Raw genomic sequence first — 14,436 nt, forward strand, 5'->3', positions numbered from 1 at the left:
CCGGGTGCCCGACCGGGCTGACGACCTCTTCGGAGGAGTAGCCGGGATTGCTGAGACCTCCGGGGCGGCATGCCTGCTCGGAGGTCTCGTTTTGTCCTGGGCCACGAACTCGCCCTCCACCTGCACCTTGGAGATGAGGTGACGGGGCGGCTACTCGCCCGACTCGATGCGTGCGCGTACGACCTCGTAGATCTGCACCCACTTGGGTCGCGCCGGGCTGTAGTCGATCATTCGGCAACTGCAGGTAGTAGCTCCAGTTGAGGCATAGAAGCTGTCGGCTGACCCGCGACTGGAGTCCCCAGAATTGGACCGTCCGGGAATCGCCGTCCACCCGGGCATGGCGCTACGGAGCCGGAAACGTCTGGACTGGCAGGACCAGTCGCGTGGCTCCGCCCCCACGTGGTCCCTCGCTCAGCGATAGCCCGATCGTCGGTTGGCTCGGCGCTTCACGAATACGTCAACAAGAGCCACAGCTAGCGCGGCCAGCACGAACGTGACGTTAACCAGTAGGGCGTGCTGGAACGCCGTCGCATAGATCCCTTGAGCCGAACCCACCGCCGCAAGACCGACGGAGGCGCCGATTCGCTGTCCTGTCTGAAGCACGCCGGCGGCAAGGCCGGCCTCGGCAGCCGGCACCGCTGACAAGGTGAGTGTCTGGTTCGGCGAGACGATCAGGCCGTTGCCCAGCCCTGCGAGAAACAGTGGTGCTGCGATCAGCCAGGCCACGTTTTCGCCGGAAGCCAGCAGGATGGCGGGTTCCGTGGCGCCCAATCCAACTGTGACCAGCACCAGTCCGAATGCGACGAGCAGTCGGCCCGATCGGTCGACGAGTCGACCGCTCAGTGCGGCGCTGAATGTTGATCCCAGCGCGAACGCCGCACTCAACAAACCCGCGCGCAGAGCGGAATAATGCAGGCCTTCTTGTAGATATTGAGTGACGATGTAGAAGATTGCGGTGAATCCGCCAAAATACAGTGCCGCGAGCAATACACCCATGGCATATGAGCCTCTACGGAACAGGGAAAGATCAACTATCGGAGTGTGTCGCTGACCGTGCCAACGCTCCCAGCGTACGAACCCGGCCAGTACGACGGACGCGGCCAACGCAAAGAGCCACTTGGCCTGTCCCTGCCACTCCCGTCCTTCCACGAGCGGCATTAGCAGCAGCAATATGCCGGCGGCGAGAATTAAAACGCCAACAGGATCCATGCTCTCTCGTTGTCGTTTTATAACCTCCTTCCTGGGCACGTATCGGTACGCCAAGATCATGGCGATGACGCTGATCGGTATACTGACGTGCAAGACATGGCGCCAGCCCGCCTCTTGGCCGGTAAATTGAATAAGCAGGCCGCCCAGCAGTGGGCCGATTGCCGTGGAGAAGCTCATCGTGGCGCCTAGCAGTCCGAACGCCCGCCCCCGTTCCGCGCCCCAGAAAAGCTGCTCGATCAGCCCGGTGATCTGCGGAGCAGTCACACCTGCAGCAGCCCCCTGTGCGACCCGTGCCACGATCAGCCAAGCCGGTCCCGAGGCTGCTCCCGCCGCGGCGCTGGCCAATGCGAAAAGGAGCATGCCGAAGACGAATACGTTGTGCCGGCCATGTGCGTCGCCGAACCGCCCGGCGGGTATCAGCAGCAACCCGAAGGCGAACGCGTATCCAGAAACGACCCACTGGAGGTCACTCGGCGAGGCGTGTAACGCGATGCGGATAGAGGGTAGCGCCACGTTAACGATGCTGATGTCCAACCATGTGATGAAACCGGCGATCAGGCAGACGGCCAGGGCTTTCCATCGGCGGGGGTCCGAAGGATCTTGCCCATGCTCGCCGGGCGCCCCGCCTGCAGGGGCGACGCCACTCATCTGATCAGGCACCGGAGCAACGCACCATCACACCCATCTCGCGACGGCACCGTACAGTGCCGCTTACTACTGCCACCCATAAAATCGTACCGAGTTGCCCCCACGAAACCGCACCGAGCCAAACCTTTCCTTGCGAACCCAAAATCCTTAGGTGACCCGGCATCAACGGGACTTCCCGCACCACCGTCGTGGCTGTTGCCGCGAGCGATGAGGCGTGATGACGCTCAATGGATCTCCCCATAGGCGATCGGCGAAAATTTCCACTTGATTGCTGGACGGCATGCGCAGGCAAGCTTGTGATCTTGGATGGATCATTAACCGGGCTGGTTGTGCGGCTGTTGAGCCGGGCATAACGTGAAGTTGTGTTGTCGTTGCGGACCCTCCGCTTGCGAAGTAGCCATGTGGGCCATTGCCCCTGGACCGCTACGAGCGTTTAACAAGGGGGATACTTTTGTTATGGAGAAGGTTCAGCCGGTCGCGCTGCTGATCACTCGGGTCATCGTGGGCATCATCTTCATCGCGCACGGGTGGGAGAAATTCACGAGTATCGACGCTACGACCGCGTTCTTCAAGTCGGCCGGTGTACCCCTGCCTGGGGTGTCGACCCTGGCGGCCGCGGCTCTCGAACTGGTCGGAGGCGTGGCTCTTGTGCTCGGGCTGCTGCTGCCGGTGTTCGGCACGCTACTTGTGCTCGACATGCTGTTGGCGATCGTCTTCGTTCACGCAAGCAAAGGCTTCTGGGTATCCCAAGGCGGTTACGAGTTCGTTCTGGCGCTCGCGGCTGCCAGCATCGCCATCGCCTTTAGCGGGGGAGGAGCCCTCGCTGTGGACAGCCTGTGGCGGCGGGGGCGCGAGGCCCGACGATGACACTCCCCACCGGGAGGAGGGATGTTGCGCCCTCGACCGAACTGCGCCGATGGCACGACCACGATCCGGCCAGTTAACCGAGTTCTGCCGTCGCTACTGGCCATAGAGCGCGGTTCATGGTGGCCTCCGTCTGCTGATCCAGTTGGTGTTGTTGGTCGGAGTTATCGCCGTACGGCGGAGCGGCTCGGGCGGCGTCATGGACGAGGAGTCCGTCGTCGAGTAGGCGTGTGCCCGCGGTCGGCCGCTGTTCTGTGAGCCGCCCGTCACGGGCCAGGTGTAGTACGGCGTAATCGACGGTGATCCGCCGATGGCAGCGCCACCAGACGGCCTCGCTGGACAGGCCGCCGTCAGGCGGAGAACTGCCCACGTCGCGGAGGCGCCGGCTGCCCGGCGTGGTACGCACGTCCACGACGGCCTCCGCGTCGACGTCGGGAAGGAGGGCGGCGATCAGGGAGTCCACGAGCGGGGTGCCGAACACGCAGGTGATCGCGGGAAGTACCAGCCCGCCTGAGAATCAGGCACTACAGCATCCATGCCATGTTGGAGGCCTGGGTCGGGTAGATGAATAGCGCGTGCTTCAGCGCGTCAGCGCGGATGTCCGCTCGGATGGCAAGAGCGAAGACGTTCGCGAACTCGTCAGCCTCCGGGCCTAAGAGGTGAGCTCCGAGAATCTTACCGCTGTCCTTCTCAATCAGGATCTTGTACATCGACGCCGGCTCGGCGACCCGCCGCGCCGAGTACCAGCCAGAGGTATCCGCCTGGTTGACGGTAAACGTCAGGCCCTTGGCGTGGGCTTCCTCCTCGGTCATCCCCACCGCGCCCAGTGCGGGAATCGAATAGACCACACTCGCCATGCCGAGGTAGTCCGCCGTACGCTGGTTGCCCTCCACGATGTTCTCAGCAACGAGGCCGCCCTCGTACTGAGCGAGGGGCGTCTCGGGCAGACCTCCACTGTTGGCCGCATCACCCGCCGCGTAGACCGCCGGGTTCGAGACGCTCTGCAGGTGGCCGTTGACCCGGATCCCATTGCGATCGAACTCGATCCCAGCGGCGGACAGGTCGAGATCGTCCACCTCGGGTGCGCGACCAGCCGCATGGACAACCATGTCCGCCTCGAACCTCTCAGGTCCCGAATCCGTCAAGGTCGTGACCTTGAAGCTTCCCGGTGCTCCCTCGACGCCCGTGACCTTCGTACCAGTCCGAACGTCGATGCCCACGTCGCGGGTGCGCTCCAATAGCCGCGCCACGAGGTCTTGGTCAAAGTGTTTGAGCGGCCGGGCGCCTTGGTGCAAGATCGTGACTGCTGCCCCGGCTCTGGCCGCGATGTGCCCGAACTCGAAGCCGATGTAGCCGCCTCCGATGAACGCGATCCGCCGAGGCAACTCCTGCAGGTCGAGAAATTGATCGCTGCGGGTGAGGTGGTGCTCGCCCTGGATGCCCAGCCTGGCCGGCCACGCGCCAACTGCTACGACTAGGTGAGCGCCGTCGAGCACATCCTGGCCAACCTCGATCGAACGCTGGTCAAGAAAGCGTGCACGCCCGTGGAAGGGTTCCACCCCTGCCTGGACGAAGCCGTCCTCTCGCTGCCGGGGAAAGGGGTCTGTGAACGTGGCCTTGAAACGGATCAGCTCAGGCCAGTCGATGCGCAGGTCCCCAGCAACGCCTTGACCCTCCATGCGACGTTTCCGATCGATGATCTCGGCCGCTCCCACCAACACCTTCTTGGGGTCACAGCCACGCAGCCCACAGGTACCGCCAAAGGGCCGGGAATCGACGATCGCCACGTTCCGGTCAGCCGCCCGGCATTGCATGGCCACCGCTGCACCGGCTTCCCCCGTTCCGATCACGACGACGTCAAAGGACTTCTTCATGATCCATCCCTCTGGCTATCTGTTCGATCGGGTGTTTTCGCTGACGGCACCAATTGCCCGACGCTGCTGCGCGAATGTGCTCGCGCGCTGACTTTCCGTGACCGTGCTGTGCCATACCCGGGTCCAGAGGCTCGACACACCCGTCGACTCGGATGCTCGAGCGGCACCGGCGTCCCCTGCCCCGTCGGCCTAGTACGAGCCGGCCCTCATCCGAAGGGCGGCTTCAGGGGGCGGTCAGTCCATGCCGCGCCGTCCGGGAGTCCAGAACGGTTTCACGATGACGGCCCTGCGAGGCCAGCCGCGTTCCCGGACGAGGTGAGCACGCACGGCTTGGCAACTACGGGCCTCTCCGGCGACGTAAGCGATGCCCGGCGTGTGGGGGAGTTCCAGGGAGCGGACCACGTCAGCAAGATCGGTCGGTCGATACCTCCACGTCAGGCGATCCGCATGTTCCAGTGGGAGACGGTCGTCGGGGCCCTCTACCGAAATCGCGCCATGCGCGATCGCGGACGGCGGCAACGCGCGCAACATCGCTCCGAAGGCGACGGTTGCGGTTTCGTCGCCGACAAGCAGGTGGTACCCCGCACCCTCGCGGAGGACGAGCCTGCCTTCCGGTGGGGTGAGAGCCGCCGGGTCACCGACGCGCACCTGCCGCGACCACTGCGCTCCGGGCCCGGCGGACGGATGGTCAAGTATGCACAGGTCGAGGTGGCCGGTGGGGGAGTAGTCCCAGATCGAGTAGGTGCGGAGGAATCCGCGCAGCCACGAGCGGGGCGAGCGGGGGTCGCCGACTCGTAGACGGGTGTGCATGCCTGGCAGCCAGGTCAGGTTGCACAGGTCAGGGCCGGTGATCCGGACGCGGCGCATGCGCTTGGCGATCGGCTCGATTTCTTGGACGGTTCCGTACAGGAACACACTCACTGTGCCAACTCCCAGCGCTCGCCCGTGGGCAGGTCCACCACCGTCAGATCCGTTCCAGCCAGGGCGATCGCGTCTGAGGCGGTGCCGGTGGTGCGGAACAGCTTTGAGAGCGGATCGTATCCGTGGGCGTCGTGCAGCGGAATCAGCACCTTCGCGCCAAGTACGGACGCCCCGGCCACGGCCTGGGCGGGGACGGAACCCGCGCAGGTCCCAGTGATTGGTGGCCAGATTGGTGACGACGATCGCGGCGAGTGGTGGCAACTCGGCGACCCGCAGCCCGAGTGGCTCGCCGCGGCGCAGGAACCATCGTTCGGTGAGACCACGGGTCGGTGAGCACCGCGTGGCCGTCCAGTTCGAGCACATGAGTTGACCACGCGGGTAACGGCGATTGCTTGCTCGAGCATGCGGCCGACGCAGCGCATGCGGAGTACTCCAGCGTGGTTGCCCGATCTGGGTCCCACGCCACATGGGCACGCGCCTGTTCGCGTGCCCGTGTCAGCAAGGTCGTTCGTCGGGTCTTGTACGCCGGCCTGCAGCGAGAGGAGGTGACATGGGCGGGATCACTCGCAGGGTGCAAATGACCATGGCGCTGAGCCTGGGGCTCGATCTGGGGGCCTGCTGGCGCTGGGCTCCACGATGGCGGGCAACCCCGGCGGGGGCCGATCTGCTGAACCTTGATCAGTCGACGCACATCGCGTCATGGGTGGACCGGTAGACCCATGTGCCGCCACCCGGAGAAATAAAGGTCGGATACGTGTTATACCTCCCGGGGGTGCAGTCGTGGCCGACCGCGAGGACGGCCTGCCGGGCCCGCTGTTCGGCGGATGCGATCCCGGCTGCTTGGGTGTTGCCTGCTCCGTCGGCGGTGGCGCTGCGGGGAGTGTCATAGCCGTCGGCGTGCGCGGCCACGGGCGCGGTGGTCAGGCCGACCGCCACCACCGCTGAGACGAGGCCGAGCCGGCGGGGCCAAGTGACTTTTCGCATGCTTCTCCTTATGCGGGACGGGCAGGTGTCGATCAACATTGATTTAGCCCGGATCGATACAGCGCGGTATTGACCAATTGGCCACAAGAATCTGGCGACCGTTGTCCTCCTGGCGGAGAACATGGCTAATACGGCAGCCGCCATTTGCAGGGTGAGCTGGGACGATGCGCCCCACTCTGATCGATCTTGTGACGGGAATGCGGCACAACGAAAGCGGCCATTCGTGATCATGTGTGTGAAAATTACAAGATTGGGAGCGGCTGCCGCCCTCATCGTCGAGGCAGCGTGGATGCGGCGGAACCTCGAGGAACTGATGAGCGCACTGGCGTCGGAGTTCGTCAGGGTCGAGCCCCGGTTACAAGCCGCGCTGATCGGCTCGCGGCGGTGGATCCCCGCCGAGCAGATCAGCGACCCCGTCAAGGCGATCATCACCGGCGGCGCAATGTGGTGGGGATCCAGTGACGCCCGGAGGGGTCTTCACATCGCTCGCCGCGCCCGCATCCATCTCGTTCGGCGGGCATATCTGCGATCAGTAGTGGCGGGGAGCACGGAGGTCAGTCAGACATGGTCAGGTGGCGGGCCAGCCGGGGGAGTCTACGGGCGATCTCCCCGTCATCGGCGATATCCCAGTCTTGCTCGCCGAATTCGGCAGCCAGAAGCGGGAACCTACTGCGGACTCCTCGAGCTTTGACGGCGGCGTAGAGAGCGTCCACATTCGCGCCGGTGACCTGCTCATAGGCGTCCAGCGCCACGTAGGCAAGGAGTTCGAAACCCGGGTACTCCTCGTCGGACCACGGCAAGCCGCGACGACGTTCGGCGAACCAGCGTCGCTTCAGGTCGAGGAGGTGCACGACCTGCGGCAGTTCCATGACGCGATCCGGGCAATCGGCGACTTGGTCGTACGCCTCTCGGCCCAAGCTCATGAGCCAGTAGACGAAATACTCGAATCCGTCCGTCGATTCGCGTCGTAACAGGTGACAGCTCAGCGCGTACATGTCACATGTGCAGCCGCGGTTCGCATTGAGCTTCCACCACATGTGGTAATCGATGATTTCTGCGGCGGAAAGTCGGCAGAGCTGGGTCATCAGCCAGGCCAGGCGCTCCTTTCTGCTGACGGTCTCCCTGCCGGAAAGGTCGATCAGTTCCCAGAACCGGTCCTCATCCATGAGAAGCGATGATGGCACGCCGAAGACTATGAATCCTATTGCCGCGTTCACGCGATTGATCGGCGGAGGCAGTCATCCTGAGCAGTTCACCTGCGGGTGTACGCAAGCCGCCCATCTGGCGCAGTTCGGTGTCCGTGATCGCCGTCGCCGAACGACGTGGGCATTGTCCCGGTCGCGAGATCGGGGCGGGGCTGGGCTGAGTCAGTCGACCAGGCCGGCGCGGTAGGCGGCGATGGCCACCTGTACGCGGTTCGTGACGGCGAGCTTGTCGAACAGGTGGGAGATGTGGCTCTTGACCGTGGCCTCGCTCATGTTCAGGCGGGCTGCGATCTCGGTGTTGGAGTGGCCGAGCCCGACCTCGGTGAGCACCTCGCGCTCGCGGCCGGTCAGGGCCTCCAACCGGGCGAGCGCGTCACGGCGGCGCCGAATGGGCTGGTCGGTGGTGAGCCGGTGGATCAGCCGCCGAGTGACCCGCGGGGACAGCATCGAGTCGCCGCCGTGCGCGAGACGGATCGCCCGGATCAGGTCGTGCGGCGAGGTGTCCTTGAGCAGGAACCCGCAGGCTCCCGCCTCCAGGGCGGTGAAGATGTGCTCGTCGCTGTCGAACGTGGTCAGGATGATCACCGCGGGTGCCCGGGCGAGCCGGCGGATGGCCCCGGTGGCGGTCAGGCCGTCGTACCGGGGCATCCTGACGTCCATCAGGACGACGTCGGGCCCCAGGCGGCGGACCGCGTCGACGGCCTGGTTGCCGTCCTCGGCCTCGCCCACGACCTCCACGTCGGGTGCGGACTCGATGATGAACCGCAGCCCCGCACGGATCAGTGGCTCGTCGTCAACCAGCAGTGTCCTGATCATGTGATTCCCTTGGGGATGCGTCCGCGGCGTGCCACGGCAGCCGGCCCTCAAGACGCCAGCCTCCCGCATCGTCCGGCCCGCCGCGCACCGTTCCGCCGATCAGCCGGAAACGCTCCGCCAGGCCCACCAGACCGACCCCGGCGCCGGTCTCCAGACTCGGCTGGGACGATCGTCCGTTGGCGACCACGATCGTGACGCCGTCTTCCCTGCTCCCGGTCGCCGTGACCGTGACCGGGGCCCCGTGGGCGTGCTTGTGCGCATTGGTCAGGCCCTCCTGGACGAGGCGATGCGCGGCCCTGGCCGTTTCCGGTGGCCACGTGCCGATATCGCCGTGCAGGGTGACGGTCCCGCCAGCCGATACCCAGGAGTCCACCAGCCGTCGCAGGTCGGGGAAGCCGTCGTCGTCATCGTCGGGCCCGGCGCGCAGCACGCCGAGGATCTTGCGCAGCTCTTCGAGCGCCTCCCGCGCGCTGACCCTGATCAGCGCCGCCTCCCGCTCGACGCGCTCCGGTCCCGCGCTCGCGTTCACCTCCAGGCCGCCGGCGTGCAGCGAGATGAGCGTTACCTTGTGCGCGAGCACGTCGTGCATCTCCCGGGCGATCCGGCCGCGTTCAGCGGACCTCGCCTGCTCGTCGCGCAGACGCTGCTCGGTCTCGGCGCGTTCGGCGCGCTCGCGCAGCGATCGGGTCAGCTCGCGGCGGGTGGTGGCGTACGCCCCTGCCGCCAGCGTGACCCCGGTGGCGGTCACCGCCGAGATCAGCGCGTCCGTGCCCAACCGGCCGCCGTCCACCCACTGCTGGGCCAGGAACCCCGCCATGCCGATCGCCGCCAGTGCCAGGAAACGCGTGCTCGCGCCGGAGAACAGGCTGATCAGCAGCGGCCCCGGATTGCCCGACAGCACGTACGCGCCCGCCCCGGCGACGGCCACCGCGACCGGCCACCGGCCCCGGAACCACACCGTACCCGTGCCTGCCAGCCCGGCGGCGGCGATGACGGGTCGCGGCAGCGGCGCCCACGGCGTCTTGACTGCCAGGACGGTGAGGAACAGGCAGAGCGCCACGAAGGCCGCGCTGATCGCGTGGGGCCCGAGCGCGGCCACCCGCCGCAGCGCCGCGCGGTACGACAGCATCGCTTCAGCGTAGCCAGGGCGGCGGCGCGCCACCTCATACCGGGGTCGGTGCCGGACGCCGGGCGGTCTCCGACTTTCGTCGCAGACGCCTATGGCCGCGATGGCGATGCGGCCGCACCCTCGCCGGCCGCATCGTGGATGGCCTCGACAAGGTCAGGAGTCGTCCCGTGTATGTCTTCCGTTCGATGCTCGTCGCGGTGTGCGCGGCGTTGATGATCCTCGTGCCGCCCTGCGTCGCCTCCCCTGCCGCGGCGGCTACCGATGTTCCGGACGAACGTGCTCTGGCAGACTTCTTCGAGGCCGCGATGGCGGACGGGTTGGCGGCCAACCACGTGCCGGGCGCGGTCGTCTCGGTGGTGGCCGGTGGGAAGTTGCTCTTCAGCAAGGGGTACGGACTGGCCGACGTCGAGAACCGCAGGCCCTTCGACCCGGACACCTCAATGGTCCGGATCGCCTCGATCACCAAGCTGTTCACCTGGACCGCGGTGATGCAGCAGGTTCAGCGGGGCAAGCTGGACCTGAAGGCGGACGTGAACGGCTACCTCACCGCGTTCCGGATCCCCGCGACCTACCCCCGGCCGATCACGCTGCAGGACCTGATGGACCACACGGCCGGGTTCGAGGACCGCACCATCGGCGTGGGGTCGCGGAGCAAGGACGACGTGCCGCCCCTGGCGGACTATCTCGCCGGCAACATGCCCGCGCGGGTGCGCCCGCCCGGCGAGGTGTCGGCGTACTCGAACTATGGGGCGGCGCTGGCCGGATACATCGTGTCGCGGGTGAGCGGGCAGCCGTATGACGAGTACGTGCGCGACCACATCCTCGACCCGCTCGCGATGCGGCACAGCACGGCCGCCGAGCCCGTCCCCGCCCCCTTGGCCGCGGATCTGGCGCGCAGCTACGACTACGAGGGCGGGGCGTATCGGCGCAAGCCGTTCGTCTTCGACAACCTCGCCCCCGACGGGTCGATCAGCGCCACCGCGAACGACATGGCCCACTTCATGATCGCCCACCTGCTGGACGGACGCTTCGGCGACCGGCGCATCCTCGACGAGCCGACGGCCCGGCTCATGCACCGGCGGACGTTCGCGGCCGATCCGCGCATCGACGGGTACGCCCACGGCTTCAAGGAGCAGACGCTCAACGGGCATCGCGTGATCATGCACGACGGCGGCTGGGAGGGCTTCCAGAGCGCGTTGCTGCTGGTGCCCGACGCCGACCTCGGCCTGTTCGTCTCCATGAACAGTCTGGGCGGGGCCGACGCCGCCACCAAGATCGTTCCTGCCTTCTTCGACCGCTTCCTGCCCGGAAAGCGCGCCGTGCCCGACGGCGGTGCTTCCGTCGTGCCTGTTGAAGGCTTCTACAAGCTCACCCGGTCCGCCGAGTCCAGCATCGAGAAGGTGGTCGCCCTGACCAGTTCCACCCGGCTGCGGGTGGAGGGCGGGAAGCTCACCTTCAGGGGCTCGACGTGGAGCCCGCTGGGGCCCGGGCTGTATCAGCAGAACGGGGGCACGCGGCGGCTGGCGCTGGTGACCGGCGGGAGCGGTGTCGCGTACGTGGCCACGGACGGCCCCGCCTACCAACGCGTCCCCTGGTGGGACACCCCGCCGGTCAATGTCGTCATCGTCCTGCTGTTCGCCGTCACCGCCCTGACCGCCGTGCTCGGCCTGCCGGTGGCCGCTGTGGTCCGCCGGGCCAAGAAGCGTCCCGTCCCGCGTGTCTGGCGCGCCGGGCGTGTCCTGACCGGGCTCGCCGCCGCGGTCGGACTGGTGTTCGTGGTGCTGTTCACGCTGGTCCTGACCGGCGACACGAGCATCCTGTACGGCGTGCCGGCCAACGTCCAGGTCCTCCTGGTGCTGCCGCTGCTGGTCCTCGCACTCACCGTCGCCGCGATCGCCACCACCGTGACGGCCTGGCGGCGCGCGGGCGTCCTGGCCCGCGGCCACCAGGTGGTCGTGCTGGCGGGCCTGCTCGCCCTCCTCTGGTTCTGCCAGCACTGGAACCTGCTCGGCTGGCACCTGTGATCACTTGAGCACTCGACCGCCTGGCTTTCAAGGTAGCCAACGGCTACTGCGGCTTCGGCGGCACCAACGTCAAGCCAGGTGGCCCATCCGGGTGGGCCGCCTGCCCAACGGGGCTGGTCCCGACCGAGGATCGAGGCTCCAGGGCCTGTCCAGTGCAAGGCAGGTCAGCGGCGGGGTAGCACGCCCAGGAGGGTTGCGGTCAGGGCCAGCTTCAAGGAGTCCTTCAGCTCCAGGTGGAAGCGGGCGAGGTCGGGCTCGGCCTGGTAGGCCGCCTGCAGGCTGGGTGGGGGTGTGCTGTACGCCGACAGCGCGCCGGCCATGACCATGGTTTGCAGGCTGAACAGTGTTGCGTTCTCGCCCAGCTCCGGCAGGTAGTTCTGAATCAGGGCGGTCATGGTTGTCAGGCGGTCCAGGGAGGCGCGCTTGTAGCGTGCAACGACCTCGACGGAGACGTTGTGTTCCAGGACGCTGCCCTGTGCGCCGAAGAGGTCGCACAGCACCATTCGGCTGGAGAGCGAGCGGCTGAGGATCTCTGCCACCGCTGCCGCTCGCTCGGCCATGGGTAGATCTTCGTCGATGCCGGCGGCCAACTCGCCCGCCAGTTCCGTCAGCCACTCCTGCAGGAAGCGGTCCAGCAGTTCTAGCAGCACCGCCTCGCGAGACTCGAAGTAGCGCAGCACGTTCGGCTTCGCCAGGCCTACCCGGCGGCTGAGCTCGTTCAGGGTGACCGCGGCCACGGGCATCTCGTGGAGCATCGCCGACGCCATGTCGAGGATCGCCCGCCGGCGGATCTCCCGCTGCTCTTCGGTTCGCGCCCGCTGGAAGCTCACGACCGCCACCCTAACTTAAGTACCTCCGGTACGTTGACAGCGTACCGAAGGTACTTTAGCGTTACGGGCAGAAGATACCTTCGGTACTTTAGGTGGGAGTCCGGCATGGGCAAGAAGTGGACGACGGCGAACATTCCGGACCAACGCGGGCGGGTGGCCGTGGTGACCGGAGCCAACACCGGACTGGGATACGAGACCGCCAAGGCGCTCGCCGAGCGTGGGGCGTCCGTGATCCTCGCCGTGCGCAACGTCGAGAAGGGCGAGCAGGCCGCGGCCCGCATGACCGGCGACGTGACCGTGCAGGCGCTGGACCTGACCTCGCTCGACTCCGTCCGGGCCGCGGCGGCGGCGCTGCGGTCCCGGCTCGACCGCATCGACCTGCTGATCAACAACGCCGGCGTGATGTACACCCCGAAGCAGACCACCCGGGACGGCTTCGAGATGCAGTTCGGCACCAACCACCTCGGCCACTTCGCGCTCACCGGGCTGCTGCTGGACCTGATGCTGCCGGTGCCCGGCTCGCGCGTGGTGACGGTCAGCAGCACCGGCCACCGCATCCGGGCCGCGATCCACTTCGACGACCTGCAGTGGGAGCGGTCGTACAGCCGGGTCGCCGCCTACGGTCAGTCGAAGCTGGCCAACCTGATGTTCACGTACGAGCTGCAGCGCCGGCTCGCCACGTACGGCACCACCGTCGCGGTGGCCGCCCACCCCGGCATGTCCAGCACCGAACTCGCCCGCAACACCCCCGCGGCCTTCCGGCTTCCGCTCACCTGGCTCGCGCCGCTGATCACCCAGACGCCGGCGATGGGCGCGTTGCCGACCCTGCGCGCCGCCACCGACCCCGCCGTGCTCGGCGGCCAGTACTACGGTCCCGGCGGACGCTTCGAGGTCATGGGCCACCCCCGGCTGGTCACCTCCAGCCCGGAGTCGTACAAGGTAGCCGTCCAGCAGCGGCTGTGGGCCGTCTCCGAAGACCTCACCGGCGTGAAGTTTCCCGTCGTTCAGTCCAAGCAGAACTCGTTTCCCTCGCCGCGCGGCAGCCTGTCCGGAAATCCAAGCGCACAGTTCCGTGCCAGGTAGGAGCGTCCCCACGAGTGCCGGCTCATCAGGAGACCGAAAGGAGCTCGCGTGCCCGTCCGGTCGACGATCATGGGGACGGCTGGCGCAGCGCCGGCCCGCTGACCCGGCTCAGGCCCGGGCGGCGCGTTCGATCGCCACTCCCACGCCGTCGAGCAGGTGGTCAAGGCCGGAGCGGAAGTCGTCGTCCGGAGCGGCCCCCGCGCGGGGGTCGAACACCCCGGCCTCGACGGCGTGGGCCAGCGCCGGGAACCGGGCGGGGTCGGCGAGCTCGGTGAGCAGGGCGGCGTACGTCTCGTCGGCCCTTTCCTCTGGTTCGGCGGGGATGGACGTCAGGAGTTGGGCGGCGCCGCGCACGTAGTGCAGCACCAGCATGACCACAGAGAACCGGGCCCGCGGGTCCAGGGGCGTGCCGCCGAGGGAGCGCAGCGCGGCGTCCAGCCAGGCGAGCTGGCCGGGGTCCATCGGCGGGGAGTTCGCCAGCTGGGCGATCCACGGATGCCGCAGGTAGACGTCGAACAGTTCGACGGCCCATCGGGTGAGTGAGCCGCGCCAGTCGGCCGGCGCCGTGTCGAACTCCGGCGGCGGGCCGGGTGCGGCGGCCAGCATGAACAGTTGCAGGTCGTCCTTGCCGGCCACGTGCCGGTACAGCGACATGGGCGCGCAGCCGAGCCGTTCGGCGAGCCGGGCCATGGACAGCGCGGCCAGGCCCTCCTCGTCGGCGAGGGCGATGGCCGCCGCCACGATCCGCTCCAGGCTGAGCGCGGGCGTGCGTCCCCGCCCCTTCGGCTTGGCCCGTCCCCACAGCACGTTCAGCGCGTGCGGCAGCTCGTTCCCGATGTCGTCCGGCAT

The 14,436-nt window shown here is 67.3% G+C and carries 14 protein-coding genes; 3 read left to right on the top strand and 11 right to left on the bottom strand.

Annotated elements, in window-relative coordinates:
- Window positions 1-411: 411 nt before the first annotated feature.
- The gene (locus HHX30_RS08210; RefSeq protein ID WP_311922208.1) at window positions 412-1,869 is read right to left on the bottom strand and encodes an MFS transporter; all 1,458 of its coding nucleotides are present in this window, start codon (window positions 1,867-1,869) and stop codon (window positions 412-414) included.
- A gap of 444 nt (window positions 1,870-2,313) precedes the next feature.
- Between HHX30_RS08210 and HHX30_RS08215 the strand changes: the two genes are divergently transcribed.
- Window positions 2,314-2,724 (top strand): DoxX family protein, encoded by a 411-nt coding sequence (locus HHX30_RS08215; RefSeq protein WP_169981060.1) that lies wholly within the window; start codon window positions 2,314-2,316, stop codon window positions 2,722-2,724.
- A 73-nt stretch (window positions 2,725-2,797) separates the two neighbouring features.
- Here the strand turns inward: HHX30_RS08215 and HHX30_RS08220 are convergent, their stop codons facing one another.
- The 8 genes from HHX30_RS08220 to HHX30_RS08250 all read right to left on the bottom strand — a co-directional run bounded on the left by HHX30_RS08220 (window position 2,798) and on the right by HHX30_RS08250 (window position 9,650).
- Window positions 2,798-3,202, bottom strand: coding sequence for a hypothetical protein (locus HHX30_RS08220; RefSeq protein ID WP_211591746.1), 405 nt, complete (start codon window positions 3,200-3,202; stop codon window positions 2,798-2,800).
- A gap of 43 nt (window positions 3,203-3,245) precedes the next feature.
- Entirely contained in the window at window positions 3,246-4,595 is a 1,350-nt protein-coding gene (locus HHX30_RS08225) for an NAD(P)/FAD-dependent oxidoreductase (protein ID WP_169981062.1), read from the bottom strand.
- A gap of 234 nt (window positions 4,596-4,829) precedes the next feature.
- Window positions 4,830-5,516 carry a siderophore-interacting protein gene (locus HHX30_RS08230; protein WP_211591747.1) on the bottom strand — a complete coding sequence of 229 codons (687 nt, stop codon included), beginning with the start codon at window positions 5,514-5,516 and terminating at the stop codon, window positions 4,830-4,832.
- Window positions 5,513-5,665 (bottom strand): hypothetical protein, encoded by a 153-nt coding sequence (locus tag HHX30_RS40545; protein WP_211591748.1) that lies wholly within the window; start codon window positions 5,663-5,665, stop codon window positions 5,513-5,515. The genes HHX30_RS08230 and HHX30_RS40545 overlap by 4 nt, the downstream gene beginning before the upstream one ends.
- A gap of 529 nt (window positions 5,666-6,194) precedes the next feature.
- Window positions 6,195-6,500, bottom strand: coding sequence for a hypothetical protein (locus HHX30_RS08235; protein ID WP_169981071.1), 306 nt, complete (start codon window positions 6,498-6,500; stop codon window positions 6,195-6,197).
- A gap of 554 nt (window positions 6,501-7,054) precedes the next feature.
- Window positions 7,055-7,666 (bottom strand): DUF4240 domain-containing protein, encoded by a 612-nt coding sequence (locus HHX30_RS08240; RefSeq protein ID WP_169981072.1) that lies wholly within the window; start codon window positions 7,664-7,666, stop codon window positions 7,055-7,057.
- A gap of 201 nt (window positions 7,667-7,867) precedes the next feature.
- Window positions 7,868-8,521: a response regulator transcription factor gene (locus HHX30_RS08245; protein WP_169981074.1), complete on the bottom strand. Its 654-nt coding sequence runs from the start codon at window positions 8,519-8,521 to the stop codon at window positions 7,868-7,870.
- Window positions 8,499-9,650 carry a sensor histidine kinase gene (locus HHX30_RS08250; RefSeq protein WP_169981075.1) on the bottom strand — a complete coding sequence of 384 codons (1,152 nt, stop codon included), beginning with the start codon at window positions 9,648-9,650 and terminating at the stop codon, window positions 8,499-8,501. The genes HHX30_RS08245 and HHX30_RS08250 overlap by 23 nt, the downstream gene beginning before the upstream one ends.
- 167 nt (window positions 9,651-9,817) lie before the next feature.
- Here HHX30_RS08250 and HHX30_RS08255 point away from each other — a divergent pair, with 167 nt between their 5' ends.
- Window positions 9,818-11,674, top strand: coding sequence for a serine hydrolase (locus HHX30_RS08255; RefSeq protein WP_169981077.1), 1,857 nt, complete (start codon window positions 9,818-9,820; stop codon window positions 11,672-11,674).
- A gap of 164 nt (window positions 11,675-11,838) precedes the next feature.
- On the opposite strand, the gene HHX30_RS08260 is transcribed toward HHX30_RS08255, so the two are convergent.
- A complete protein-coding gene (locus HHX30_RS08260; protein ID WP_169981078.1) occupies window positions 11,839-12,504 on the bottom strand; it encodes a TetR/AcrR family transcriptional regulator in 666 nt (221 codons plus the stop codon).
- A gap of 105 nt (window positions 12,505-12,609) precedes the next feature.
- Between HHX30_RS08260 and HHX30_RS08265 the strand changes: the two genes are divergently transcribed.
- The gene (locus tag HHX30_RS08265) at window positions 12,610-13,587 is read left to right on the top strand and encodes an SDR family NAD(P)-dependent oxidoreductase (protein WP_169981079.1); all 978 of its coding nucleotides are present in this window, start codon (window positions 12,610-12,612) and stop codon (window positions 13,585-13,587) included.
- Window positions 13,588-13,695: 108 nt separating this feature from the next.
- On the opposite strand, the gene HHX30_RS08270 is transcribed toward HHX30_RS08265, so the two are convergent.
- Window positions 13,696-14,436 (bottom strand): TetR/AcrR family transcriptional regulator, encoded by a 741-nt coding sequence (locus tag HHX30_RS08270; RefSeq protein WP_169981080.1) that lies wholly within the window; start codon window positions 14,434-14,436, stop codon window positions 13,696-13,698.

This window comes from Microbispora sp. H10836 (assembly GCF_012999525.1).
Lineage (GTDB): Bacteria > Actinomycetota > Actinomycetes > Streptosporangiales > Streptosporangiaceae > Microbispora.

What these genes read in the sequence shown, in the direction of transcription:
- HHX30_RS08215 (WP_169981060.1), top strand. Translation starts at nt 2,314, where the DNA reads ATGGAGAAGGTTCAGCCGGTCGCGCTGCTGATCACTCGGGTCATCGTG.
- HHX30_RS08225 (WP_169981062.1), bottom strand. Translation starts at nt 4,595, where the DNA reads ATGAAGAAGTCCTTTGACGTCGTCGTGATCGGAACGGGGGAAGCCGGT.
- HHX30_RS08235 (WP_169981071.1), bottom strand. Translation starts at nt 6,500, where the DNA reads ATGCGAAAAGTCACTTGGCCCCGCCGGCTCGGCCTCGTCTCAGCGGTG.
- HHX30_RS08240 (WP_169981072.1), bottom strand. Translation starts at nt 7,666, where the DNA reads ATGGATGAGGACCGGTTCTGGGAACTGATCGACCTTTCCGGCAGGGAG.
- HHX30_RS08245 (WP_169981074.1), bottom strand. Translation starts at nt 8,521, where the DNA reads ATGATCAGGACACTGCTGGTTGACGACGAGCCACTGATCCGTGCGGGG.
- HHX30_RS08250 (WP_169981075.1), bottom strand. Translation starts at nt 9,650, where the DNA reads ATGCTGTCGTACCGCGCGGCGCTGCGGCGGGTGGCCGCGCTCGGGCCC.
- HHX30_RS08265 (WP_169981079.1), top strand. Translation starts at nt 12,610, where the DNA reads ATGGGCAAGAAGTGGACGACGGCGAACATTCCGGACCAACGCGGGCGG.
- HHX30_RS08270 (WP_169981080.1), bottom strand. Translation starts at nt 14,436, where the DNA reads ATGCCGGACGACATCGGGAACGAGCTGCCGCACGCGCTGAACGTGCTG.